Origin of the sequence: Lachnospira hominis (ex Liu et al. 2021), assembly GCF_014287955.1 — a bacterium.
GTDB classification, from domain to species: domain Bacteria; phylum Bacillota; class Clostridia; order Lachnospirales; family Lachnospiraceae; genus Lachnospira; species Lachnospira hominis.
Genome location: NZ_JACOPD010000001.1, coordinates 157,233 through 183,926, shown reverse-complemented (window position 1 = coordinate 183,926; position 26,694 = coordinate 157,233). Strand labels below are relative to the sequence as shown.

24 protein-coding genes, 1 tRNA gene, 2 pseudogenes and 1 CRISPR repeat array are annotated in these 26,694 nt (G+C 35.2%); of the genes and pseudogenes, 21 read left to right on the top strand and 6 right to left on the bottom strand.

Going from position 1 to position 26,694, the window contains the following annotated elements; genetic code table 11:
- Positions 1 to 27: 27 nt before the first annotated feature.
- Complete coding sequence (locus tag H8S01_RS00825) at positions 28 to 900, top strand: methionyl aminopeptidase (protein WP_021865895.1); 873 nt, start codon at positions 28 to 30, stop codon at positions 898 to 900.
- Positions 901 to 1,095: 195 nt separating this feature from the next.
- Here the strand turns inward: H8S01_RS00825 and H8S01_RS00820 are convergent.
- Positions 1,096 to 1,167 (bottom strand) — tRNA-Gly (locus H8S01_RS00820).
- A gap of 159 nt (positions 1,168 to 1,326) precedes the next feature.
- Here H8S01_RS00820 and H8S01_RS00815 point away from each other — a divergent pair.
- The gene (locus H8S01_RS00815) at positions 1,327 to 2,880 is read left to right on the top strand and encodes a recombinase family protein (protein ID WP_186835843.1); all 1,554 of its coding nucleotides are present in this window, start codon (positions 1,327 to 1,329) and stop codon (positions 2,878 to 2,880) included.
- On the opposite strand, the pseudogene H8S01_RS14390 reads toward H8S01_RS00815, so the two are convergent.
- The 3 genes and pseudogenes from H8S01_RS14390 to H8S01_RS00800 form a co-directional block, all read right to left on the bottom strand.
- A pseudogene (locus H8S01_RS14390) lies at positions 2,875 to 3,096 on the bottom strand (manganese catalase family protein); the annotation flags it as partial. The gene H8S01_RS00815 and the pseudogene H8S01_RS14390 overlap by 6 nt on opposite strands.
- A gap of 1 nt (position 3,097) precedes the next feature.
- Positions 3,098 to 3,451: a spore coat protein CotJB gene (locus H8S01_RS00805; protein ID WP_186835841.1), complete on the bottom strand. Its 354-nt coding sequence runs from the start codon at positions 3,449 to 3,451 to the stop codon at positions 3,098 to 3,100.
- Positions 3,448 to 3,600: a spore coat associated protein CotJA gene (locus H8S01_RS00800; protein ID WP_021866920.1), complete on the bottom strand. Its 153-nt coding sequence runs from the start codon at positions 3,598 to 3,600 to the stop codon at positions 3,448 to 3,450. Before H8S01_RS00800 ends, H8S01_RS00805 begins: the two co-directional genes overlap by 4 nt.
- A gap of 87 nt (positions 3,601 to 3,687) precedes the next feature.
- Here H8S01_RS00800 and H8S01_RS00795 point away from each other — a divergent pair, with 87 nt between their 5' ends.
- From H8S01_RS00795 to H8S01_RS00765, 7 genes and pseudogenes are all read left to right on the top strand, one after another.
- Complete coding sequence (locus tag H8S01_RS00795) at positions 3,688 to 3,846, top strand: hypothetical protein (protein ID WP_186835840.1); 159 nt, start codon at positions 3,688 to 3,690, stop codon at positions 3,844 to 3,846.
- Positions 3,847 to 4,069: 223 nt separating this feature from the next.
- Positions 4,070 to 8,146 (top strand): type II CRISPR RNA-guided endonuclease Cas9, encoded by a 4,077-nt coding sequence (gene cas9 / locus H8S01_RS00790; RefSeq protein WP_186835839.1) that lies wholly within the window; start codon positions 4,070 to 4,072, stop codon positions 8,144 to 8,146.
- The gene (gene cas1, locus H8S01_RS00785; protein WP_186835838.1) at positions 8,143 to 9,015 is read left to right on the top strand and encodes a type II CRISPR-associated endonuclease Cas1; all 873 of its coding nucleotides are present in this window, start codon (positions 8,143 to 8,145) and stop codon (positions 9,013 to 9,015) included. The genes cas9 and cas1 overlap by 4 nt, the downstream gene beginning before the upstream one ends.
- Before the next feature lie 4 nt (positions 9,016 to 9,019).
- Positions 9,020 to 9,325 (top strand): CRISPR-associated endonuclease Cas2, encoded by a 306-nt coding sequence (gene cas2 / locus H8S01_RS00780; RefSeq protein ID WP_186835837.1) that lies wholly within the window; start codon positions 9,020 to 9,022, stop codon positions 9,323 to 9,325.
- Positions 9,322 to 10,014, top strand: coding sequence for a type II-A CRISPR-associated protein Csn2 (gene csn2, locus H8S01_RS00775; protein WP_186835836.1), 693 nt, complete (start codon positions 9,322 to 9,324; stop codon positions 10,012 to 10,014). The genes cas2 and csn2 overlap by 4 nt, the downstream gene beginning before the upstream one ends.
- Positions 10,015 to 10,062: 48 nt before the next feature.
- Positions 10,063 to 10,957: a CRISPR direct-repeat array (repeat unit 36 nt; unit sequence GTTTGAGAGCTTTGTTAATTCAGAAGAGTATCAAAC).
- A 118-nt stretch (positions 10,958 to 11,075) separates the two neighbouring features.
- Positions 11,076 to 11,489, top strand: a pseudogene (locus H8S01_RS00770) (manganese catalase family protein); the annotation flags it as partial.
- A 64-nt stretch (positions 11,490 to 11,553) separates the two neighbouring features.
- Positions 11,554 to 12,285, top strand: coding sequence for a DUF6062 family protein (locus tag H8S01_RS00765; protein WP_186835835.1), 732 nt, complete (start codon positions 11,554 to 11,556; stop codon positions 12,283 to 12,285).
- Positions 12,286 to 12,361: 76 nt separating this feature from the next.
- On the opposite strand, the gene H8S01_RS00760 is transcribed toward H8S01_RS00765, so the two are convergent.
- Positions 12,362 to 12,610, bottom strand: a complete 249-nt coding sequence (locus H8S01_RS00760) for a hypothetical protein (RefSeq protein WP_186835834.1) — start codon at positions 12,608 to 12,610, stop codon at positions 12,362 to 12,364.
- Positions 12,611 to 12,940: 330 nt separating this feature from the next.
- On the opposite strand from H8S01_RS00760, the gene H8S01_RS00755 reads away from it, so the two are divergent.
- From H8S01_RS00755 to kduD, 11 genes are all read left to right on the top strand, one after another.
- Positions 12,941 to 13,834, top strand: a complete 894-nt coding sequence (locus tag H8S01_RS00755) for a DNA-3-methyladenine glycosylase family protein (protein WP_021866851.1) — start codon at positions 12,941 to 12,943, stop codon at positions 13,832 to 13,834.
- Between the two features lie 206 nt (positions 13,835 to 14,040).
- Entirely contained in the window at positions 14,041 to 14,325 is a 285-nt protein-coding gene (gene groES, locus H8S01_RS00750) for a co-chaperone GroES (RefSeq protein WP_021866852.1), read from the top strand.
- 59 nt (positions 14,326 to 14,384) lie between these two features.
- Positions 14,385 to 16,007 (top strand): chaperonin GroEL, encoded by a 1,623-nt coding sequence (gene groL / locus H8S01_RS00745; protein ID WP_021866853.1) that lies wholly within the window; start codon positions 14,385 to 14,387, stop codon positions 16,005 to 16,007.
- Positions 16,008 to 16,010: 3 nt separating this feature from the next.
- On the top strand, positions 16,011 to 16,514 hold the full coding sequence (locus tag H8S01_RS00740) for a DUF6106 family protein (RefSeq protein WP_021866854.1): 504 nt from the start codon (positions 16,011 to 16,013) through the stop codon (positions 16,512 to 16,514).
- 210 nt (positions 16,515 to 16,724) lie between these two features.
- A complete protein-coding gene (gene guaB, locus H8S01_RS00735) occupies positions 16,725 to 18,185 on the top strand; it encodes an IMP dehydrogenase (RefSeq protein ID WP_021866855.1) in 1,461 nt (486 codons plus the stop codon).
- Positions 18,186 to 18,336: 151 nt separating this feature from the next.
- Positions 18,337 to 18,939 carry a chemotaxis protein CheX gene (locus H8S01_RS00730; RefSeq protein ID WP_021866856.1) on the top strand — a complete coding sequence of 201 codons (603 nt, stop codon included), beginning with the start codon at positions 18,337 to 18,339 and terminating at the stop codon, positions 18,937 to 18,939.
- Positions 18,940 to 18,957: 18 nt separating this feature from the next.
- Positions 18,958 to 19,320, top strand: a complete 363-nt coding sequence (locus tag H8S01_RS00725) for a response regulator (RefSeq protein ID WP_021866857.1) — start codon at positions 18,958 to 18,960, stop codon at positions 19,318 to 19,320.
- Positions 19,321 to 19,328: 8 nt separating this feature from the next.
- A complete protein-coding gene (gene truA, locus H8S01_RS00720) occupies positions 19,329 to 20,075 on the top strand; it encodes a tRNA pseudouridine(38-40) synthase TruA (protein ID WP_021866858.1) in 747 nt (248 codons plus the stop codon).
- 6 nt (positions 20,076 to 20,081) lie between these two features.
- On the top strand, positions 20,082 to 21,848 hold the full coding sequence (argS, locus tag H8S01_RS00715; RefSeq protein ID WP_186835833.1) for an arginine--tRNA ligase: 1,767 nt from the start codon (positions 20,082 to 20,084) through the stop codon (positions 21,846 to 21,848).
- Positions 21,849 to 21,893: 45 nt separating this feature from the next.
- Complete coding sequence (locus H8S01_RS00710) at positions 21,894 to 22,910, top strand: glycosyltransferase family 2 protein (protein WP_186835832.1); 1,017 nt, start codon at positions 21,894 to 21,896, stop codon at positions 22,908 to 22,910.
- A 27-nt stretch (positions 22,911 to 22,937) separates the two neighbouring features.
- Positions 22,938 to 23,699: a 2-dehydro-3-deoxy-D-gluconate 5-dehydrogenase KduD gene (gene kduD, locus H8S01_RS00705; RefSeq protein WP_021866861.1), complete on the top strand. Its 762-nt coding sequence runs from the start codon at positions 22,938 to 22,940 to the stop codon at positions 23,697 to 23,699.
- 82 nt (positions 23,700 to 23,781) lie between these two features.
- Here kduD and H8S01_RS00700 read toward each other — a convergent pair whose 3' ends face one another.
- Positions 23,782 to 24,303, bottom strand: coding sequence for a hypothetical protein (locus H8S01_RS00700; RefSeq protein ID WP_021866862.1), 522 nt, complete (start codon positions 24,301 to 24,303; stop codon positions 23,782 to 23,784).
- Positions 24,304 to 24,514: 211 nt separating this feature from the next.
- Here H8S01_RS00700 and H8S01_RS00695 point away from each other — a divergent pair, with 211 nt between their 5' ends.
- Positions 24,515 to 26,659: an EAL domain-containing protein gene (locus H8S01_RS00695; protein ID WP_186835831.1), complete on the top strand. Its 2,145-nt coding sequence runs from the start codon at positions 24,515 to 24,517 to the stop codon at positions 26,657 to 26,659.
- The last annotated feature ends 35 nt before the right edge of the window (positions 26,660 to 26,694 follow it).

Genomic DNA, 26,694 nt, shown 5'->3' with positions numbered 1-26,694 from the left:
AAAAAATTTCGGGAAATGAGGATTATAATGAAAAAGTTAAGAAGAGATGAGCCTTGCTGGTGTGGAAGTGGAAAAAATTATGGAGAGTGTCATGCTGACTTCGACAGAAAAATAGAGACATTCAGGAAAAAATTCCACAAAGTTCCACCTAGAAGCATCATTAAAAATGAATATCAGCTTGAAAAAATGCGTGAAAGTGCCAAAATCAACATAGCGGTTCTTGATTATGTAGGTGAACATATTAAAGCCGGGATGACAACAGAAGAAATTGACCAGATGGTATATGAAAAGACAACGGCAATGGGAGGAATTCCAGCACCGCTTAATTATGAGGGATTTCCAAAGAGCGTGTGTACGTCAATTAATAATGAAGTATGCCATGGTATTCCATCAAGTAATATAAAGTTAGTTGATGGCGATATTATAAATGTTGACTGTTCAACAATTCTTGATGGGTATTTTTCTGATTCATCAAGAATGTATTGTATAGGAAATGTTTCTCCTGAAAACAAAAAGCTCGTTGATGTAGCAAAGGAGTGTGTTGAACTTGGACTTAAACAAGTTAAACCATGGGGACACCTTGGAGATGTTGCACAGGCAATTAATGATCACGCAAGGGCAAATGGCTATTCTGTAGTAAGAGATGTCGGTGGACACGGAATTGGACTTGAATTCCATGAGACACCATTTGTAAGTTATGTTATCAAAAAAGGAACAGGAATGGTTATGGCACCTGGAATGGTATTCACAATTGAACCTATGATAAATATGGGTGTGCCTGACATTTATGTTGATGAAGATAATGGCTGGACAATATATACAGACGATGATGAACCATCGGCACAGTGGGAAATTATGGTTCTTGTCACAGATACCGGTTACGAAGTAATGAGCTGGTAAAATAAATATAATATTGAAAAATTATTGCGGCAGCCGCCAGAATTTATGTTTATACAGGATTCTGGCGGCTGCCGTTAAATATTAAAAAATATACTGCTTAACCGGATTAATAGAATCGGTAAGTCTCATGTAAGCAGTCTGATTTTGTGTAATTATATAAAAAAAGAAGCCGAAATTCGACTTCTTAAATAAAAGAGCGCGAGACGGGGATCGAACCCGCGACCCCCTCCTTGGCAAGGAGGTGCTCCACCACTGAGCCACTCGCGCATAAACTATTTAACTATGCCAGCATTTATCTACAATGCCGAACGCAAGTGTTATTCTACATAAAATTCTATAAATTGTCAAGGGGTAAATTTAAAAAAATATATTTTTTTGTAAATTTAATACATATAATGATTTAGAAGTTATTTAGGAAAATAAATTATGGAAATAAATGAAAAAAATGTAATTATGTATCTTAGAAAATCGCGTGCCGATGATTCTGCACAACAAGTATGTGAAGTGCTTGCAAAACATGAGTTACAGCTTCAGGATTATGCTGTAAGAGAATTTGGTAAAAAAATATCGGAAGAACACATATGCCGTGAAGTTGTTTCGGGTGAAACTATTGATGACAGACCGGTAATGAAAAAGGTACTTCATATGCTGGAGTCACAGATATATGCTGGTGTTCTTGTTATAGAACCGCAAAGATTGTCAAGAGGTGATTTGCTTGATTGCGGGAGAGTTATAAACACATTTAGATATACTAATACAGCTGTTATAACACCAACAAAAATATATAATTTATGTGATGAATATGACAGACGTTTTTTTGAAATGGAATTGATGAGAGGAAATGATTATCTTGAATATTCAAAAAGAATTATGAATCGTGGCCGGATGGCATCAGTAAAGCAGGGAAATTATATAGCGTCAGTACGACCGTTTGGTTATAACAAAATAATTGCAGGAAGTGGAAAAGATAAATTTCATACGCTTGAAATAAAACAAGAAGAAGCAGATGTTGTAAAAATGATTTTTGATTTGTATGTAAATAAAGGATATGGATTTGCCAAAATAGCAAAAATTCTCGATAGCGGCAGTGTAAAGCCATTAAAATCAGATAACTGGTCGCCGTATTCAATAAATTCAATATTATCTAATCCAGTATATATAGGGAAAATAAGGTGGAATATAAGAAAAACGGTTAAAATCTGGAAAGATGAAAAAATATTGAAAACAAGACCATTTAATCATAATAATGATGAAATAATAATGGCAGATGGTAAGCATGAGGCTATAATTGATGAAAAAATATTTTATGAGGCTCAGAAAAAAAGGGGAAGTATTTCAAGAGAGAAAAAAGATGTGACATTAAAAAATCCTTTTGCTGGAATTATGGTTTGTGGCAGGTGTGGTGCTGCAATGATTATGAAAAAGTATACTGATAAAAGAAATAAGAATAATAAAGATGCAACATACATTCTTTGCAGCAGGCAATCGGTATGTCATACAAAATCAGTTAAGTATTCAAAAATTTCAGAAATAATAAAAGATTCGTTATTGTGCATATTGCCGGAATTTGAAATTGATATGAGTGTATGTAGACAAAAAGAGAACTGTATTGATGTGGCTATAGATAGTATTTTAAATAATATTCATTTAATGAAGAAAAAAGATGAACGGCAGAAAGATGCATATGAAAATGGGATATATTCCAAAGAGGAATACAAGTTGAGGAATGAAGAGTTGCAAAGTCAGATAAAAAAAGCAGAAGAAATGGTTGAAAATGAACGTGAAAGACAAAAAGAGCTTTTATTATATAAAGAGAAAAAATTATATTTTAATGATTGTATTAAACTTATAGATAATCAGAATATAGATGCAGCTAAAATGAATCATTTTCTAAAAAGTTTTATAAGTAAAATAGAGTATTACGATAATTCCTTCAATGACATGAATAAGTATAATTTGAAAATTTATTTGAAAATATAATATGCAACATAAGTGTGCAGATTCTTCTGTTCCAATATCTGTAAGAAGTCCCGCCACAGCACGGTCGGGCATGGTGTAACGTTGCGAAATATAACGCATTGAAGCCCCAAGCTCGCCGTCAGGTCCACCATACTGACTGATAATCATAGCCGCAAGTGCCGGATTTGTCTGTTTAATATTTATAGGATACTCAAGCCTTTTTTCATAATTCCACATATTAACAGCCCTCCTTTTCCCATGGAAGTGGTGTCGCCTGCCAGTTCCAGTAACCACATCCGTTAGTGCCGGTTGCAATGAGTGCACCAAAACACTCCTCATAATCAGCAACAGCTTCGGAATATTGTGGTTTTATTGAATTATAATATTCAATAGCTTCGGCATCATCTGGGTGCGTATCAAGGTATAATAGAGCTTCTGTCATGGCAAACCCAAGTTCGTATATACTCATAAGTCCTTTATTTTTATTATACGTCTCAACTGCCGGCATGGCATTTCGCTGCTGCATATTTCTGTTTTGCTGGCTGCATCCACAGTTTCGCATATTTGCATTTCTCATATAATTGTTATTCATCGACAGCCTCCTTTAAAAGGTTTATCCAAGGCTGCAAAAAGAGTTCCTCTTGCCAATGCCTTACATGGTTCATATATGTCGCCCCAACGCTGCCATGGAACATAAGCCATTCCAACAACCTGAAGCTGTACAGAATTTGGACAGTTCATAAAAACCTCGTAACAGTTAATGTTCTATTTAGTCTATGCTTTGAATATAATTTTGTGCAAATGATGTATATATATGAGGTGGCGATAATGGAAGAAAAATATCTGAAAATGAAAGAGATAGATGATATGGATGAATGGGTTATAAAGATATATACACCTGAAAATGCAAAAAAGAATATTATAGAAAAAATAAATAATACAGCAGTGGATTTGTACATGGAAAGTAAATGTGAAAATAAATTATAGTAATTGAAAAGCATTATGCGATATGATATTATTAAAACAGTTGGGATAAAAGAGCGTGATGTCATGGAGGGGAGTATAAAAAAAGGTCTCATATGAGACCAATAAAATCTGCACCATGCAGAGCCACAAAGTGGCGATTTCGGATTAACCTTATTTGCACTCGCTTTGTTAATTCAATATTAAAATAACACTAGAAAAGATTTAAGTCAAGGGGGTTTTACGTATGGAGAAAGAATATTATCTTGGACTTGATATGGGTACTAATTCTGTAGGATGGGCAGTGACAGATGACGCCTATAATCTGATTAGGTTTAAAGGAAAGGATATGTGGGGAATCCGTGAGTTTGATGAAGCTAATCCTGCAGTGGAGAGGAGAACTCACAGGACATCAAGGAGAAGGGAACAAAGAAATGCAGTCAGAATGGGATTAATCAGAAGTTATTTTGCAGATGAGATTCAGAAAGTTGACAGTAATTTTTATCAACGACTTGATAACAGTTTTTTTCACGTTGAGGACAAGCAGGATAATGTAAAAGATAAGAATGGTATATTTAATGATAAAAATTATAAAGATGCCGATTATTATAAACAATATCCGACGATATTTCACTTGAGAAAAGAATTAATTGAAGATGCTTCTCAAAAAGATGTGAGATTGGTATATCTTGCGGTTGCAAATATGTTTAAGCACAGAGGGCATTTTTTGTTATCCGGAATAGGAAGTGAAAGCAGTAAACAGACGATAACAGATTTGTATAATCAGGTGTCTGGTCTTATTACAGAAGAGTATGGAATATCATTAAAGACGGACATTGCTGGAACAGATTTTGAGCAGGTACTTTGCAGCAGAGAATATTCAAGAACAAGAAAATCAGAAAAAGTTTGTGAAATACTTGAGATAAAAAACAGTGATAAGTTAAAAAAAGCATTTGTTAAGAGCATGTGCGGACTCAGTGTCAAAATTACAGATATTATAGATGATACATTTACTGAAATATCAGATGAAGATAAGAAAATCACATTTAGTTTTGTTGATAGTGATTATGATGAAAAGGCAGGAGTGCTTGAAGAAAAGCTGGGAACAGATGTATATGATATTATTTCAAAATTAAAAGAAATACATGATAAGGCACAGGTGGCAGAGATAATGAAAAATTATCAATATTTGTCATTTGCAAGAGTTGCTGATTATGAAAAACACAAAAAAGATTTAAAAATTTTAAAACGAGTTGTAAAAAAGTATTTTGAACCTACCGTATATGATAAATTGTTCAGAAGTGAAGAAAACGGTACATATAGTGCATATGTCAATTCGTTTAACTCGGAAGAAAAGTCACGAAGAAATTATAAAGAGCGAAAGCAGGAAGATTTGTACAATAGTATAAAAAAACTGTTAAAATCTGTTGATAATGTAGATGATACAGATATAGAATATATAAAAAATGAGATGGATAAGGAAAATTTTCTGCCAAAACAGCTTACATTTAAAAATGGGGTTATTCCGAATCAGATTCATGCTTCTGAATTAAAAGCAATATTGAAAAATGCTGAAAAATATCTTCCGTTTTTGAATGAAAAAGATGAGTCGGGATATACAGTATCAGAAAGAATATTAATGCTTTTTTCTTTTCAGATTCCATATTATGTTGGACCTGTATCATCAAACAGTAACGGCTGGGTAAAGAGACTTGAGCCGGGGCAGGTACTTCCGTGGAATATTGATAAAAAGATAGATTTAAAGGAAACATCTGAACAGTTTATACAAAGAATGGTCAGAAATTGCACATATATTGCTGGGGAAAAAGTATTACCTAAAGATTCTCTTTTGTACGAAAATTTTAAAGTTTTAAATGAAATTAATAATTTGTCAATTAACGGTGAGCGTATAACGGTTAATTTAAAACAGGATTTATATAACACATTATTTTTAAAGGGAAAAAGAGTTACACGAAAACAGATATTTAATTATTTTCATAGCAGAGGTCTTGTTGAGGAAGATTCACAGATAAGCGGAATTGATATTGCTGTTAATAACAGTCTTTCTACCTATGGAAAGTTCTTGCCTTTATTTGGAGAGCATTTAAAAGAAGATAAATATAAAAAGATGGTTGATGATATTGTATTCTGGTGTACTGTATATGGTGATTCAAGGAAATTCTTAAGGGAACAGCTTGAAGAGAAATATTCAGATGTGCTTGATGAAAACCAGATAAAACGAATAACAGGAATGAAATTTAAAGACTGGGGCAACCTGTCAAAAGAATTTCTTGAGTTATCAGGATGTTGTAAATCAACAGGTGAAGTGATGCCTCTTATAAGAGCAATGTGGGAAACTAATTATAATCTTATGGAATTGCTTCACAGTGAAGAATTTACATATAGTGAAGAGTTAGAGGAAAAGCAGGGGAAAATTGAAAAAGTCCTTTCAGAATATACTATAGATGATTTGAACGAAGAATATTTTTCTGCACCTGTAAAACGAATGGTATGGCAGACATTACTTATTATTAAAGAAATTGAGAAGATAATGAAATGTCATCCAACAAGAATATTTATTGAGATGACAAGAAAAGATGATGAAAAAGGTGATAACGGACGTAAATCATCAAGAAAAGACCAGCTGCTTGCACTTTATAAAAAGATTCAGAGTGAAGATAAAGAGTGGAAGAAAGAGATGTCTTCTCGAATTGAGGATTACGATAAAAACGGTGCATTAAGAAGTAAGAAACTTTATTTATATTTTATTCAAAAGGGTCTTGATATGTATACAGGCAAACCTATAGATTTGGATAATCTTATGAGTGCTAATTCAAACTATGATATAGACCATATATATCCCAGACATTTTGTTAAAGATGATAATATTAATAATAATCTTGTGTTGGCAAGCAAGCCTGCAAATGCAGAAAAGAGTGATATATATCCGATAAAGGATTCTATATATCAAAAGATGAAATATACATGGAAAGTTCTTAGGGATGAGGGGCTTATAACAGAAGAAAAGTACAAGAGACTTACCGGAAGGAATCAGTTTACAGATGAGCAAAAAGCCGGATTTATAGCAAGACAGTTAGTTGAGACCGGACAGGGAACAAAGGGTGTAGCGGATTTACTTACGGCATTGCTTCCCGATACAAAGCTTGTATATTCTAAGGCCGGTAATGTTTCGGACTTCAGAAACAGATATGATATTCCTAAGAGCAGGCTTATTAATGATTTTCATCATGCACACGATGCTTATCTTAATATAGTTGTCGGAAATATATATTTTACAAAATTTACATCAAATCCGTTAAATTATATTAGGAAAGAGTGTTCATCGAAAGATAATAAGTATCAATATAATCTCGGAAATATGTATAAATGGGATGTGAAAAGAGATGGAAAGACTGCATGGGTAGCAGCAAAAGAAGGGGAAACAGGAACGCTTGCAACGGTCAAGAAGATGCTTTCAAGAAATACACCTATACTTACAAGACTTGCGATAGAGGGACATGGTGGAATTGTCGATGCAACACGTTACAGTCACAAAAAGGCTAAGCAGGATGCTTATATTCCATTAAAATCCTCTGATGCCAGAATGGCAGATGTGACAAAATACGGTGGATATTCAAGTGTCACAACAGCATATCTTTTTCTTGTAGAACATGAGATAAAAGGGAAAAAGATAAGAACACTTGAGACGGTGCCGTTATATCTGAAAGATAGATTAGAAAACAGTAAAGAGAAACTTGAGGAATATTGCAGAGAAACTTTAGGTTATACTAATCCATCTATAAGAATGAAGAAAATCAAATTGCAGTCATTAATAAAACTTAATGGTTATTATATGCAGATTTCGGGAAGAACAGGCAATAGATTTACATTAAGAAATTATGTTCAGCTTTGCCTTAACGGTAAATGGGTTGATTATATTCATAAACTTGAAAAATATCAGGATAAAGGTTTTATTGATAATGTTATAACTGATGAAAAAAATGTGGAATTGTATAATGTTTTATGCGAAAAACATAATGTTGGTATATATACAATGCGTCCGAATCCGGTAGGTGATAGAATAAAAAATGGATATGATAAGTTTGTAAATCTTACTACAGAAGAACAAATAAAATTGCTTATTGAGATTATAAAACTGACGTGTGTTGGAATAGTTAGTGCTAATTTGACTTTAATAGGCGGTGCATCTATAAGTGGAAAAATGCTTATAAGCAAAAATATAACTGATTCTAACGAATGCCTTTTAATAAATCAATCTGTCACGGGATTATATGAGAACAGAATTGATTTATTAAGAGTATGAGTTGGCGTACAGTGGTAATCTCAAGCAGTGCAAAGCTTGATTATCATATGGGATATATGGTTGTGCGTAAAGATGAAGAGATAAAGATACATATAAGCGAAATATCAATTCTTATTATAGAGAGTACAGCCGTATCCCTTACAGCAGCATTGCTTAGTGAGCTTACCAAGAAAAAGATTAAAGTTATTTTTTGTGATGAGAAGAGAAATCCGTCATCTGAACTTGTATCGTATTATGGGGCACATGATACAAGTGAAAAAATAAGGCGGCAGATGGCATGGACAAATGACGTTAAATCAATTATATGGACTGAGATTGTACGTGAAAAAATATTAAAGCAGGCAAAACATCTTGATGAATGGAATCTTGCAGAAGCAGAAATGCTATATAATTATATTAATGAAATAGAAATTGGCGATGCAAGTAACAGGGAAGGTCATGCAGCAAAAGTATATTTTAATGCTTTGTTTGGCAAAGATTTTACAAGAACAGAAGAAAACAGTATAAATGCAGCTTTAAATTATGGATACGGAATTATATTGTCTACATTTAACAGAGAAATAGTTTCTAATGGCTATATAACACAGATAGGACTTTTTCATGATAATATGTTTAATCAGTTTAATCTTGGTTCTGATTTAATGGAACCATTCCGTCCGTTAGTTGATTATATTGTAATGTCATTAATGCCACAGAAGTTTGAACGAGAAGAAAAACTTGAAATTTTAAGAATATTACAACAGGAAGTTACAATTGCTGGAAGAAGGGAAGTAGTCAATAATGCCATTAAAATTTATTGCAAGAGTGTTTTTGATGCTTTAAATGAAAATGATACATCATTGATAAAATTTTATAAGGATGAGTTATAGATATATGAGAATAATTGTATTTTTTGATTTGCCTGTAACAACAGCAAAGAGCAGACGTGATTATTATATTTTTAGAAAATATCTTATAAAATCTGGTTTTGTTATGATGCAGGAGTCTGTATATTGTAAACTTGTACAGAATTCAACAATGGCTGATGCGTATATCAACAACATTAAGCAAAACAGGCCACCGTCAGGATTAGTACAGTTACTCAAGGTTACAGAAAAACAATATGCAAAAATGGAATATATAGTAGGACATGGGAAAAGTAATATTCTGGATACAGATGAAAGACTGGTGATTATATGAGTATGAGGGTTGCCTGGAGTGTTGAAAATCTGGATATAGAACTTCAGGAAAATAAAATTACGGTTATAACTATTGAAAATACAGAAGCATATGTTGATTTTTTAATGAATTTGAATCTGCAGGCAGAAGGACAGGCAGGGACAATAATAGTATCAGATGGAGTAAAGGAGCAGAACTTTGTAAAATCATGTGATGTTATATTTAATCCGTTTGCATTAGAGCTTAATAGTAAAAAGGTTTTGACAAAACTGTATAAGGAATTGCAGGAAATTGCTGATACAGTCTGTCAGGAAAAATATATACAGGTAAAATCTGATTGGATTGCGTTTATGGATGAACTTGCAGATAATAGTTCATATGCTCTTGAATTTGATTTGGAATTTGAAATGGTGTCGTTGTTAAAAATTTTTAATATGCGTCTTTTAAATAATGCTCAGGGATTGATTGAAAATATTATTGAATATATAAAGGTTCAAAGCAGAATATGTAATATAAAAAATTTCTTTTTTGTAAATTTGAAAGATTATTTGAATGAAAAAGATATTGACATGTTTTATGAATTTGTCAGATACGAGAAGGTTAATCTTATTTTAGCAGAATCACACCAGTCTCATGTGAATTTACATGAAAAACGCTGGATTTTAGACATGGATAGGTGCATAATAGAACCAGATGAATTAACAGTGTAATCGCATTGCACATACAGCTCGGTGAGAACCTCAAATTTTGAATTTGAGGTTTGAGAGCTTTGTTAATTCAGAAGAGTATCAAACCATGATATTCACAATTATGCAGCAGGGAGCGTTTGAGAGCTTTGTTAATTCAGAAGAGTATCAAACTACTACAGCAATAACAGCAGACGGGCAAATGTTTGAGAGCTTTGTTAATTCAGAAGAGTATCAAACTGCCAAGTTCCTCATTTTCTGCAATATCCAGTTTGAGAGCTTTGTTAATTCAGAAGAGTATCAAACGAAAAGGCTGTAAATAAGTGATTATTATTGGTTTGAGAGCTTTGTTAATTCAGAAGAGTATCAAACCTTTTCCCGCTGCAAGTGACCTCTATTTCCGTTTGAGAGCTTTGTTAATTCAGAAGAGTATCAAACCAGAAAGGAGAATTGAGAGGTAGAGAAAATGTTTGAGAGCTTTGTTAATTCAGAAGAGTATAAAACTGACTGAAAGTGCCGTGCTTAACAGGTTGTGTTTGAGAGCTTTGTTAATTCAGAAGAGTATCAAACATATAAAGGTCATATTTGTGAACTTATTGGGTTTGAGAGCTTTGTTAATTCAGAAGAGTATCAAACAAGAACAGCAATCAATGCGACTGTTAAACCGTTTGAGAGCTTTGTTAATTCAGAAGAGTATCAAACCGACCTCCTTTTCCGCATTCGTGCATGTATGGTTTGAGAGCTTTGTTAATTCAGAAGAGTATCAAACCAGAGAACATAGAGAAAGCACCAACTACTCGTTTGAGAGCTTTGTTAATTCAGAAGAGTATCAAACTGATCATCTGTAATATGGTCGATATTTAATGTTTGAGAGCTTTGTTAATTCAGAAGAGTATCAAACATACTGCCGTCTTCACGAACAGTTATACGCGTTTGAGAGCTTTGTTAATTCAGAAGAGTATCAAACTGCTGTATTTATTTCTATCATATGCTTCCGGTTTGAGAGCTTTGTTAATTCAAAAGTAGTATAGATAGCTTGATTTTATGGCTTGTTAATAAAATATATACATCATGAGTGGGCATATGAACTCGCTCACTTTGAGATGATTAGCACAATGGTGCATCAGCTCACACGTAACATGACGGTTGAACAGCTTAAAGGAACGCCGTTTGAAGCATACTATGTTGACCATACGGCGGGAATCTGGCCGCAGGCTGCAGGCGGAATTCCTTTCAATGCATGCGAATTCCAGTCAAAAGGTGATGCAATTACAGATTTAACAGAAGACATGGCAGCAGAGCAGAAGGCACGTTCAACATATGAGAATCTTATAAGGCTTACAGATGACCCGGATGTGCTTGACCCATTGAGATTTTTGAGGGAGAGAGAAATAGTGCATTTTCAGAGATTTGGCGAAGCACTTTCAATGATTCAGGATAGTCTCAACTCAAAGAATTTCTATGCATTTAATCCTGAGTTTGACAAAGGCTGCAAATAATCAGATAATAGCAATAATACATGTCAATAATGATGTGGATTAATTGAAAGGAATTTGCATGCAGATGAAAGAGAAAATATTTACAATACCGGTTGACGATGCTTTTGACAGTGGATGTGAGTGTCCGGTATGTTATATGAAGCGTGAGCTTGAAAATGCAGCGGTTGAATATACGATGGGTCCCAGCTATATGGAGGATGATATAAGAGCAAAGACAGATGAGCTTGGATTTTGTGAAAAACATATCAAAGATGTATACAATTGTGAAAACAGGCTTGGTTTTGCACTTGTAATGAAAACTCATATGGATAGGGTTATAGCAGATATATCAAAAAAGGCACAGGAGCCTGTAAAAGGTAAAAAGCTGTTCTCAAAAGTGCAGCCTAATGGCATATCTGATTATACGAAAGAACTTAATACAAAATGTTTTGTATGTGAGAGGATAGAAGATACATTTAAAAGATATATAGATACAATAATTTATCTTTACAAACAGGATGAATCATTTAGGAAAAAATACAATGAATGCAAAGGATTCTGTACGCAGCATTACGGAATTCTCATAGAAGAGGCATCATCAAAAATGAGTGGTCAGATTCTTAATGATTTTGTTGAACAGACCAATAGGTTATATCTTGAAAACATGAAGCGTGTCCGTGATGATGTTGAATGGTTTATCAACAAATTTGACCATAAATATGCTGATGAACCTTGGAAAAATGCAAAAGATTCGCTTACAAGAGCAATGATAAAAACAGCTTCTGTTCTTCCTGAAGAAGAAAAGAAGAAAAAGTAAATTAAAACCCACGGAGCACTGAACTGATGGTGTTTCGTGGGCTTTTATTAAATGATTTAATAAATACAGAACTGTTTTATTCTTTCTCTTTGTGGGTATTGATACTTATTGATACATATTCGCGTGGGGTATCATTAGTCAGAGATTCAAAGTCTATAGTATCAATGTCATCATTTTCATTATCAGCCGTGATTTCATCGGCGGTTTTATCAGCATTTTTATTTTTTCTATATTTAGTGAAGCAAGCAGCCAATGTGGCGGCAACAGCTCCGACAGCACCCGCGGCAGCAGTCAAAGCAATAATTTTCTTAGAATTCTTAGCCATATAATCCTCCTTGTTTTGCGAAGCAAAACAAGAAAAACTTAAAGTTTTTCTTGTTATCGCGGTATTCGCCAAGGTTTTAAGCAAGCTTAAACTTTGGCTCATTACTCGCGTAAATCCGTGCCCTTGCAGGAGCAGAGGATTTAGCCTCCTTGTTTTGCGAAGCAAAAATGTCATTGTGATATATTGTTTCTAAGTATTCTACTCTATAAACAAAATTTTTTAAAGTGCAAAATATAAAATAATAATAAAAATTCGTATTTTGCAGTTACAGTGTGATATTATATGAGAAAAATGAGCAATAATATTACATGACAGATATGGGGTATACATATGGACGTTGAATATAAAGGAAAAGATACTATAATACATAATCTGAAAGATTTTGATCTGGGACAGACGATGGAATGCGGACAGTGTTTTCATTTTCAGAAAATTGATGATGATGAATATGGAATGTCAGCATATGGAAAATTTCTGCATGCAGCCCAGAAGGATGATAAGATGTATTTATTTGATACAACAAAAGAAGAATTTGAAAAAATATGGTGTCATTATTTCGATTTGGATAGAGATTATGGGGAAATAAAATCATTTTTGTTGAAAGAAGATGAAAAATTGCGTGAGGCTGTGGAAAAGATGTGGGGTGTAAGAATTCTTAATCAGGAATTTTTTGAGACATTGATTTCATTTATAATTTCGCAGAATAAGCAGATTCCGCATATCAAACAGATCGTTGCAAGAATTTCACACGATTACGGCAAATATCAGGGAAGTGTTGGCGGGATTGATTTCTATGGCTTTCCGACGCCACAGCAGTTGTCACAAGCAGATATAGATGCATTGAGAGAGTGCAAAACGGGATTTCGTGCTCCATATATTTATAATGCGGTTGAATTTGTGAATAATGAAATAATAAAAGAAGAGAATTTAAGAAAATGTGGTGTGGATGAATGTCGTGAACAGCTTATGAAAATAAAAGGTGTGGGAATGAAGGTTGCTAACTGTGTGAGCCTTTTTGGATTAGGTTACAGGGAAGCATTCCCGGTTGACGTCTGGATAAAGAGGATTATGCAGAGTCTTTATTTTGATGGTGAGGAACATTCCAACGCGGAAATAGAATCATACGGCGTGGAGCATTTCGGAAAATATGGCGGCTATGCACAGCAGTATCTCTTTTATTATGGAAAATCAGAAAAAATAGGATTGAAAAATAAGACAAATTAGTTCCTTATTGAACAGCAAAAAAAATATTAAAAAATTATAATGAAATCATTAAATAAATAATATATTTAAAATAGCTGTTGACAAACAAAAAGGGTAGTGATATTTTAATGTTATCGTAATTAGCACTCGAAAATAATGAGTGCTAACAGAACAAGAGCTGCCAGCAAGGAAAGAATCAATGACAGCAGAATGGAGGAATATTAATTATGAAGTTAGTACCATTGGGCGACAGAGTCGTAATTAAAGCATTAGTTGCAGAAGAAACAACAAAGTCAGGCATTGTTTTACCTGGTCAGGCAAAGGAAAAACCACAGCAGGCAGAGGTAGTTGCAGTAGGACCTGGCGGAATGGTAGACGGCAAAGAAGTTAAGATGCAGGTTAAGGCCGGAGATAAGATTATTTATTCTAAATATGCAGGAACAGAAGTTAAGCTTGAAGATGAAGAATATATAATTGTTAAGCAGTCAGATATTCTTGCAATAATTGAATAATAGATAATATAGGCATTGAATTATAATTTGATTTAATATTTAATCAGGAGGCAATAATTATGGCAAAGGAAATTAAATATGGCATAGATGCAAGAAAAGCACTTGAAGCAGGCGTTAACCAGCTTGCAGATACAGTAAGAGTAACACTCGGACCTAAGGGAAGAAACGTAGTCCTGGATAAATCATACGGTGCACCGCTTATTACTAACGATGGTGTTACAATTGCAAAGGACATTGAACTTGAAGATAAGTTTGAAAATATGGGTGCACAGCTTGTTAAGGAAGTTGCAACAAAGACTAATGATGTTGCAGGTGATGGTACAACAACAGCCACAGTTCTTGCACAGGCAATGGTAAATGCCGGTATGAAGAATCTTGCAGCAGGTGCTAATCCTATTATTTTAAGAAGAGGTATGAAGAAAGCTACTGATTGTGCAGTGGAAGCAATTGCAAAGATGAGCCAGAAGGTTACTGGCAAAGACCAGATTACAAAGGTAGCTTCAATTTCAGCAGGTGACCCGGAAGTAGGACAGCTTGTTGCTGATGCAATGGAGAAGGTTTCTAATGATGGTGTCATCACAATTGAAGAGTCTAAGACAATGAAGACAGAACTTGACCTTGTTGAAGGTATGCAGTTCGACAGAGGATATATTTCAGCATATATGGCAACAGATATGGATAAGATGGAAGCAAATCTTGATGACCCATATATCCTTATTACAGATAAGAAGATTTCTAACATTCAGGAAATTCTTCCAATTCTTGAACAGATTGTACAGAGCGGTGCAAAGCTTCTTATTATCGCTGAAGATATTGAAGGTGAAGCACTTACAACACTTATTGTTAATAAATTAAGAGGAACATTCAATGTTGTCGGTGTTAAGGCTCCGGGCTATGGTGACAGACGCAAAGAAATGTTAAAGGATATTGCAATTCTTACAGGTGGTCAGGTTATTTCAGAAGAACTTGGACTTGAACTTAAAGATACAACAATGGATATGCTTGGACGTGCTAAGTCAGTTAAGGTTCAGAAGGAAAATACTGTAATCGTTGACGGCGAAGGCAACAAGGAAGATATTCAGGCAAGAATTGCACAGATTAAGGCTCAGCTTGAAGAGACAACATCTGATTTTGATAAAGAAAAACTTCAGGAAAGACTTGCAAAACTTTCTGGCGGTGTTGCTGTTATCCGTGTCGGTGCAGCTACAGAAACAGAAATGAAAGAGAATAAGTTAAGACTTGAAGATGCTCTTGCAGCTACAAAGGCAGCAGTTGAAGAAGGTGTTATCTCAGGTGGTGGTTCAGCATATATCCATGCATCTAAGGAAGTTGAAAAACTTACTAAGACACTTTCTGGCGATGAAAAGACTGGTGCTGAGATTATTCTCAAGGCTCTTGAAGCTCCACTCTTCCATATTGCAGCTAATGCCGGTCTTGAAGGTGCAGTTATTATCAACAACGTAAGAGAATCAGAAGTGGGTACAGGTTTTGATGCGTTAAATGAAACATATGTAAATATGATTGATGCAGGTATCCTTGACCCTGCAAAGGTTACAAGAAGTGCGTTACAGAATGCTACAAGTGTTGCATCTACACTTCTTACAACAGAATCAGTTGTTGCAACTATTAAAGAAGATACTCCAGCAATGCCAGCAGGTGGTGCCGGAATGGGAATGATGTAAAATATGTATAATGTTTCAACAGAGCAGATAATAAAGGTAAAAGCACCTAAGAATGCACTTATCTTTAAAATAATAATGATAATAGCATGTATTCTTGCGGTTACAACAATTCCACAGACACATGCATTCGGTCTTCTGTTATTTGTTGTACTTGTAGTGTTTACTGTTTTTGTATTCAGATATTACAATGCGGAATATGAGTATTCACTTGTTGACGGAGAATTTACAGTAGACAGAATTATGGCAAGAACAAGAAGAAAAAGATGTGGTGTCTACGATTTAAGTAAAGCTGAGCTTGTTGCAAAGACAGGAAGCCAGGATGCTTTGAGAATGGAACACAGACAGTTAAGAACACATGATTATACTTCCAATGAAGGGAATGAAGCTGTTGTCATTTATACATTTAATGTAAATAATGAGATGGAGAGACTACTCATAGAACCGTCAGAGTCAATGCTTGAAGCGGTAAAAGAAACAGTCCCTAAGCAGTCATATAAGGTTGACTGATAAAATATACAATGTTTTTTAATACAATAGCAAATGGAAAGATGAGAAAAAATTTCTTGACTTTCTATTTGCTATTTGTTATATTGTCTGATAATATTATAGCAAGGGCGGACGAAGATGTACGCCGAAAGAGATATCCGAAACGAATAAGTATTCGGATATTTTTGCAACATAAAGATAATATAAAAGAAAGCGAGGATAAAGATTACAATGGGTAAAATTATTGGCGAAGGAATTACATTTGATGATGTGTTATTAGTACCACAGTATTCAGAAGTAACACCTAACATGATTGACTTATCAACACAGCTTACAAAGAATATTAAGCTTAACATTCCGCTTATGAGTGCGGGAATGGATACAGTAACAGAACATAGAATGGCAATTGCTATGGCAAGACAGGGCGGTATCGGTATTATTCATAAAAACATGTCTATCGAGCAGCAGGCAGAAGAGGTTGATAAGGTTAAGCGTTCAGAAAACGGTGTAATCACAGACCCATTTTATCTTCATCCTGATAATACACTTGCTGATGCAAATGACCTTATGGGTAAGTTCAGAATTTCAGGCGTTCCTATTACAGATGATAACGGTAAGCTTGTTGGTATCATCACAAACAGAGACTTAAAGTTTGAAGAAAATTTCGACCGTCCAATCAGTGAATGTATGACAAGTGAGAATCTTATTACTGCACCAGTTGGAATTACACTTGATGAAGCAAAGAAGATTCTTGCAAAGGCAAGAAAAGAAAAGCTTCCTATTGTTGATAATGATTTCAAATTAAGAGGTCTTATCACAATTAAGGATATTGAAAAGCAGATTAAGTATCCGGCATCAGCACATGATTCACAGGGCAGACTTCTTGCAGGTGCCGCAGTAGGCATAACATCTAATGTTATGGATAGAGTACAGGCTCTTGTTGATGCAAAGGTTGACTGTATTGTTATTGACTCAGCACATGGTCATTCAAAGAATATTATTACAACATTAAAGAATATTAAGTCAGCATTCCCTGATTTACAGGTTATTGCCGGTAATATTGCAACAGGAGCAGCTGCAAAAGCTCTCTGTGAGGCTGGTGTAGATGCTGTCAAAGTTGGTATCGGACCTGGTTCTATCTGTACAACAAGAGTTGTAGCGGGTATTGGTGTGCCTCAGGTTACAGCTGTTATGAGTGCATATGAAGAAGCTAAGAAGTATGGAATTCCTGTTATCGCTGATGGTGGTATCAAGTATTCAGGTGATATTGTTAAGGCTATTGCAGCCGGTGGTAATGTATGTATGCTCGGAAGTCTTCTTGCAGGATGTGATGAAGCACCTGGTACATTTGAGTTGTTCCAGGGAAGAAAATACAAAGTATACAGAGGCATGGGTTCTATCGCAGCTATGGAAAACGGAAGCAAAGACAGATATTTCCAGACAGGTGCAAAGAAGCTGGTTCCGGAAGGTGTTGAAGGACGAGTTGCATATAAGGGACTTGTTGAAGATACAATATTCCAGCTTATGGGTGGCCTCCGTTCAGGTATGGGCTATTGTGGAGCACCTACAATTCCAGTACTTCAGGAGACTGGTCAGTTTATTAAGATGTCATCAGCAGCATTAAGAGAGAGTCATCCACATGATATTCATATCACAAAGGAAGCTCCTAACTACAGTGTTGAAGATAAATAAATTAATAATTATTGTGTAATTGTGAAAAAGAGGGTTCAATTTGAACTCTCTTTTTCTTGATTTTTTTACTATTTAGGGTATACTTATTATGTTATATTGATTTTTCAATGGAGTCGTGAAAAAGAAAAGACTAGAAACCTGGAGGGGTCCTATGGGAGATATTTTACTAAGCAGTTATATAGCAAAGAACCGCAACGGTGCTAATTTTACCGATGCGGAATTAAAAGCATTAAAAGAGGGCAATCTTGACAATATGGTATCGATATTTGTGCCTATGAAAAACGACAAATATGTCCAGCAGTTACAGTGCGTTTTAAAGAGCATGAGATACTATATGGGAGAAGATGTAAGTCTTTTGCAGGTTAATCTTGAAGATAATCATCGTGAGCACTTTGTCGGATGCCAGATGATGGATGGCGATGAAGAAGTATTTTTTGCAATAGGCGGAAGCGATGACGCACTTATAAAGGTTGCATCAAGATTTGCACAAGTTGATTTTGATGAATTTGATTCGGATGCATATGATGCAATATGTGAGTTTATCAATTGTACTAACGGAATGTTCGCAACAAAGCTGAGTGACCAGGAAATTGAGGTGGTATTAAGACCGCCTGTATTTTATGGTGATGCCAGCATATCCGGTGATAATGGATTTTATGTTGTGACAATGGAAATTGACGGAACTGAGTTTAATGTGATTATGTCAGTATCTGACAAGGTACGTTTAAAAACTATAAAAACTAATTGTGTTTAATGCAGAGGGAGATTTGTTATGGCAAAGATATTAATTGTAGATGATTCAAAGACATCAAGAAGATTTTTAAGAAATATGCTTGAAAAGGCTGGACATGAAATTGTATATGAAGCAGTTAATGGAAGAGAAGGCGTTGATAAATACAAAGAATTACATCCTGATATAGTCACTATGGATATAACAATGCCGGTTCTTGACGGAATAGATGCAGTTAGCGAGATTATGGATTATGATAAAGAGGCTAAAGTTATCATGGTCACAGCAGCAGGACAGAAAAACAATATGGTTGAAGCATTAAAGAAAGGTGCATCAGACTTTATTCAGAAACCATTCGAGAGTGATGTTATTCTTGAAGTGGTTCAGAAAGTATTAGAAGAATAGGAATAAGTATGTATAATTATAAACTGGTAATACAATATGATGGAACAAGATACGACGGATGGCAGCGTATGGGAAAGGATGAGTCAATCAATACGATTGAATATAAGATTGCTGAGATATTAAGAAAGATGACGGGTGAGGAAATCCAGATATTTTGCGGATGCAGGACAGAAAAAGGTGTCCATGCAAGAGGTCAGGTTATCAATTTCAAGCTTGATGAGCAAAAGAAACCTTATGAAGTGAAAAATTATCTCAACAGATACCTTCCAAGGGATATTGCTGTTATATCAGCAGAGGTTGTGCCGGAAAGATTTCACAGTCAGCTTAATGCAAAAGGAAAGGTATATGTATACCAGCTTGACACAGGTGATGTGGCTGATGTATTTGAGAGAAGATACAGATATAATACATTTGAGAAACCTGATTTTAAAGCAATGAGAAAAGCTGCCGGGTATTTTGCCGGCGAGCATGATTTTAAAGCGTTTACAACTGCTAAGAAGAGTAAATCAACTGTACGTACAATTAATTCAATTGATATAGTGGAAAATGGCGATAAAGTAAAGATAATAATATCTGCCAATGATTTTTTACATAATATGGCACGATATATGATTGGTATGCTGCTCGATGTTGGCAATGGATTAAAGAAGCCTGAAGCAGTAAGAGATATTATGGATGGCAAAGATGTACAGATGTCACTTCCAGCAGAAAGTTACGCACTTTTTCTTGAAAAAATCATATACCAGGAGGCATAATTATATATGAAAACAATTATAGAACATATTGGTGAGGTTGTCAGCAAAGCATTTGAGGAATGTGGATATGATGCATCATATGCAAAGATTACAATATCCAACAGACCTGATTTATGCGAATATCAGTGCAATGGTGCGATGGCGGCAGCAAAAGCATACAAGAAAGCACCATTTATGATTGCAGATGAGGTAGTAGAAAAATTATCAGGCAGCTCAATGTTTGAAAAGATTGAGAGTGTAAAGCCTGGATTTATTAATATCAATATATCAGCTGGATATCTTGCTGATTTTGTGAACAGCATGTCTGAAAAAGAAAAATTCGGATATGAGCCAGAAGTGACAAATAAGACTGTAATAGTTGATTACGGTGGAGCTAATGCGGCGAAACCTCTTCATGTTGGACATCTTCGTTCGGCAGTAATCGGCGAGAGTGTTAAAAGAATCCAGAAATATGCAGGCAATAATGTAATTGGAGATGTACATCTTGGAGACTGGGGTCTTCAGATGGGACTTATTATAGAAGAGTTAAGGGACAGAAAGCCTGAACTTCCGTATTTTGATGAGAATTACACAGGTGAATACCCAGCTGAACCACCATTCACAATATCAGAACTTGAAGAAATATATCCGACAGCAAGTGCAAAGTCAAAAGATGATGAAGCATTTCTTGCAAGAGCCCATGAAGCAACATTGAAACTTCAGAGTGGCGATAAAGCATGTACTGCTATATGGCATCATATAATGAATGTATCAAAGGCTGATTTGAAGAAAAATTATGATAATCTTAATGTTCATTTTGACCTTTGGAAAGGTGAAAGTGATGCACAGCCATACATTCCTGATATGATACAGTCAATGATAGACAGTGGACTTGCATATGAAAGCCAGGGAGCGACAGTTGTTGACATACAGGAAGACACAGATACGAAGGAACTTCCTCCATGTATCATAAGAAAGTCAGATGGTGCAGCACTTTATGCGACATCGGACCTTGCTACACTTGTAGAAAGAGAAAAAATGTATCATCCTGATTCATATATTTACCTTGCAGACAAACGTCAGGAACTTCATTTTACACAGGTGTTCAGAGTTGCGAAAAAGGCCGGAATTGTAAAGCCTGACGCTGATATGACATTCCTGGGCTTCGGCACAATGAACGGAAACGATGGAAAGCCGTTTAAGACACGTTCTGGTGGCGTTATGAGACTTGAAAATCTTATAGCAGATATTCAGGATGCTGTTTATGGAAAAATAACTGAAAACAGGACAATGGATCAAGCAGAAGCCAGAGATACTGCACGTATAGTCGGACTTGCAGCATTAAAGTATGGTGATCTTTCTAATCAGGCTTCAAAAGATTATGTGTTTGATGTTGAAAGATTTACTTCATTTGAGGGAAATACAGGTCCATATATTCTTTATACAATAGTAAGAATTAAATCAATTCTTGCAAAATATGCAGCAGAGGGCGGTAAGACAGACAATCTTAAATTGCTTCCACCGGTGAGTGCTTCTGAGAAGAATCTTGAATTGGCACTTGTAAAATATCTTGATGTGATGGAAGCAGCATATATGGATAAAGCACCTCATAAAATCTGTCAGTATATTTATGAGATTTCAAATGTTTTTAATGGATTTTATCATGATACAAAGATACTTGCAGAGCAGGATAAAGAAAGAAAAGAAAGCTATATATCATTGATTTCACTTACGAAGGATATTCTTTTAAGCTGTATAGATTTGCTTGGAATAGAATGTCCTGAGAGGATGTAAAAAGGAGGAATAAACCGGGGCACAACCTTGGATTTATGTTTAGATATGAAATTATTATCATTTGCCATTCCATGCTATAATTCAGCGGATTATATGGAAAAATGTATTAAGTCAGTTCTTATTGGCGGTGAGGATGTAGAAGTTATAATTGTTGATGATGGTTCGACAAAGGATGATACTGCAGAAATAGCAGACAGATATGCCAAGATGTATCCTACTATAGTAAAAGCTGTTCATCAGGAAAATGGCGGACATGGACAGGCTGTGAATACAGGACTTGCACATGCCACAGGAAAGTTTTTTAAGGTGGTTGACAGCGATGACTGGGTAGATGCCAGAAGTTACAAAAAGATTCTTACAACTTTAAAAAACTTTGTAGAAGGCGAAGAACCGGATATGGTTATTGCCAATTATGTATATGATAAAGTTGGTGCTAAGAGAAAAAAGGTGATTCATTATGATAATGTATTTCCTGTTGAGCAGATGTTTGGCTGGGATGATATAGGTAAGTTTAAAATAGACCAGTACATACTCATGCATTCTGTTATATACAGGACACAGCTTTTAAAAGATTGTGCGTTACAGCTTCCTAAGCATACGTTTTATGTTGATAACATATTTGTATTTGAACCGCTTCCATATGTTAAGAAAATGTATTACATTAATACTAATTTTTATAGATATTTTATCGGAAGAGACGACCAGTCTGTCAATGAAACAGTTATGATTTCAAGAATAGACCAGCAGATACGTGTCACAAAGCGTATGATTGATTCATTTATTAAAAGCGGCGTACAGAATAAAAAATGCAGGATGTATATGCGTAATTATTTGAGGATAATGATGGAAGTATCATCAATATTTCTTATATTATCAGGCACAAAAGAAAATTTTGAAAAGAAAGAAGAACTTTGGAATTATGCAAAGAAAAGTGATGCAAAGCTGTATCGTTCACTTAGATACAGTGTGCTTGGCAATTCTGTAAATATTCCGGGAAAGAGCGGAAGATGGCTTTCAAGAATGGGATATAAAGTTATGAATAAGCTTATTGGATTTAATTAGAATTTTATAATGGGAGATGTATAAAATATGATTCTTGATTTATTTAAACTTGATGGTAAAGTTGCTGTTGTTACAGGTGCCAATACAGGACTTGGACAGGGAATGGCGATTGCTCTTGCACAGGCTGGTGCAAAAGTTGTTCTTGTGGGAAGAAGAAATTGCGATGAAACCCAGGCAAAAATTGACGAATTTGGAGGACAGTCAGCACAGGTGCTTGCTGATTTATCATTGACAGAGAGTGTTGACCAAGTTCTTTCAGGTGCACTTGATGCATTCGGACGAGTTGATATTCTTGTTAATAATGCGGGAATAATAAAAAGATGTGATGCGATTGATGTGCCAAAGCAAGACTGGGATTCAGTGATTAATGTCAATCTTAATATGGTATTTTTACTTTGTCAGGCATTTGCAAAGCAATATGTAAAACAGGGCGATGGTGGTAAGATTATCAATGTATGCTCAATGCTTTCATTTCAGGGTGGAATACGAGTTCCGGCATATACTGCAAGTAAGAGTGCGGTTATGGGACTTACAAAAGCACTCGCAAATGAATGGGCATCAAAAGGAATTCAGGTAAATGCGATAGCACCTGGATATATGGCAACTAATAATACATCACAGCTTAGAAGTGATACAGACAGAAGCGAGGCTATTCTTGACAGAATACCGGCAGGACGCTGGGGAACACCTGAAGATATGCAGGGAGCAGCAGTATTTCTTGCATCAAAAGCCTCTGACTATGTTAATGGTTACACAGTTGCTGTTGACGGCGGCTGGCTTGCAAGATAAATATAAAAACGGATTCATGCATGTAATAAAGCATGAATCCGTTTTTTGCATGTCTTTACTAAAACATGTCTTCAATATAATTTTAAAATAAAACTTTGCATTTATTCATATCAACATGGCTTTTTATAAAATCAGAGGCTGCATTACGCTGGTTTTCAGGAATGTCAGCTTCACGAAGCATAACAGTCATTTTTGAATTTTCAAAAAGCATATAGTAACCGAATTTTTTATATATAGTAGTAAATGAATCCCATTCATAGTTGAGTGTCTTGTCATAGTCAGGAATTTCAGCGAGAATTCCCGAATCCATAAGTGTAATTGTACATGGAGCACTCTCAGAAGCCTCGCGGTTTTTTAAGTGATAATTAACACTGCTTTTGAACTGGAAGAAAAATATATAAATCGGGTATGCCCAGCATGCCGCATATATAACTGCCAGGTACGTATTGAGAAATCCCAGTACAATAAGAACAATTGTTATGGCGGCAGGTGTCCATGTTAAAATAGTCTCGACAGGATTTCTTACAAATCTGTTCCAGAAAACAATTTTTTTGTATTCATCACCGCTTGCTTTAAGTGTAGTCTTATATTTTATATAATCCATGAAAAAACCATCCTTTAATAAATGAAATGTAATATATAACGCCCATAAAAATGCACTTTGATATAATAACATTATATTTAATTTTATACAAGGTGTTTGCAAAGATGATAAAATAATATATAATAAGATACAGAAACCATAGTTGGTGACATTGGTTGCTTACATAATTTAAAAAAGAAGGTTTGAGTGTAGTATAGTGGATAATTATATTATGAAGGATGAAGTGATGACAAATATAGTTTCATTGCTTGAATCTGATGAGACATTTGCAGAGATTGTTGAAAAAATACTCAGAGAAGCAGAGAGATATCTTTGTACTTCACATGCGGCAGTGCTTCAGGTAAGCACAGATGGTAAACTGATTAATACAGTTATAAGTTATGCCGGTGAAGGCGAACTGCCTCTTAAAATAAACAATATACCAAAATCAAAGTTTTTGATAGGCAGTGATGAGTTAAAATGTTGTGCAACAGGCAGATGTAGTGAAGAAGAAAAATATGCACTTGAGGCATTCGGAGTAAGGTCAAGCGTAGTAGTACCTATATTTATCAATGATTCGTGTGCCATGTATTTTGCTGTATTTGATGTCCGTAATGAGCTTTGCTTCGATAAAGTGAGAATGCAGTTTATCAGGGATGTATCAAGGATAATACAGAGCATAGCACAAAAGAAGGTTACTAATAATTCGTTATTGTCATCTTACGAAGTATTAAGGGATATTTTGAGCAGTATCGGCTCAGGAATAATGGTCTTTGATAAGCACGGCGATGAGATTTATTTTGAAAATGACGTGGCAAGAAAGACTGATGAAGTAAGACGTACAATACAAAAGTGCGTAAAAGAAAGAGTTATAAGACAGGATAATGCCAAGAAGCCGGAAAACGATGAAGAGACAGAGACAGAAAGACCGATAGAACATTATGATCCGGAATCAGGTCTGTGGTTTGAAATTAAGTTTTCTGACCTGACATGGATAGACGGAAGTGCTGTTATTGTATGCACAGCTGTTGATATAACGCAGAAAAAGAAGAATCAGCAGAAGATAGAATATCAGGCAAATAATGATTTTCTCACAGGACTTTATAACAGAATGAAGTGTGAACTTGACCTGAGAAATATTATCCGTGATGCAGTATGTTCCAATCAGAAAGGTGCATTAATGTTTATTGACCTTGATGATTTTAAACATATCAATGACGGGTTGGGACACCAGTATGGCGATTTGTTATTACAGCAGATAGCAGCCGGATTGCAGGGGATTCCGGGGCTTCGTGGACACTGTTACAGAATGGGCGGAGATGAATTTGTTGTAATAGTAAAGCCTGAACAGTTTATCGGAATTTCCAAAATCATAAAAAATGTCGTTGCATTATTTAACAGGCCATGGTATCTGAGAGGAACGGAATATTTCTGTACAATGAGCATGGGTGTTGCAACATTTCCTGATAACAGCGATGACGTGCATGAAATAGTTAAAATGGCAGATATGGCAATGTATGATGCCAAGAGAAGCGGAAAGAACAGATATAATTTCTATGACGGAAGCAAGAATCACAATACGGTCCAGAGACTTGATATAGAAAATAATATGAGGCAGGCGGTTGCATCACAGATTCATGAATTTGTAGTATTTTACCAGCCGGTTGTTGATACTGTTACCAAAAAATGTATGTCATGTGAGGCACTTGTACGATGGGACAGTAAAGCACTCGGATTTATGGGACCAGGGGATTTTATACCGCTTGCTGAATACCTCGGACTTATAACAGATATAGGAGATTATGTGCTGGAAGAAGCATGCAGGCAGTGTAAGATATGGAATGACAAAGGATACAAGGATTTTCATATTAATGTCAATCTGTCCGTAGTACAGCTGCTTCAGCAGAATGTTGTTGAGAATGTCGGACGTATATTAAGCAGGACAGGTGTTAATCCGAGAAATATAGTTCTTGAGATAACAGAGTCATTTGCAATAAATGATATGGAAAGAGTCCTTAAAATTATTTCCGGTTTAAAGGCACTCGGTCCAAGAATCGCACTTGATGATTTCGGAACAGGATATTCATCGCTTAATTATATAAAACAGCTTCCGCTCAATATTATAAAAGTGGATAAAACATTTATTGATGATATAGTTGAAGATGAATATGCACAGGCTTTTGTAAAGCTTATTGTTGATTTGTCAAAGACAATCGGAACACAGATTGTTGTTGAGGGTATCGAGGATATTGAACAATATAATCTTTTAAAGAAGATAGGTGTTAATTATATTCAGGGATATTACTTTGGCAAGCCGGTTCCGGCAAACCAGTTTGAATTTGAATATCTTGGAAAAGTACTGAATGATAATAAATAGGATACAATAGATTGTTGTGTCGGGAAGGAGAGGAT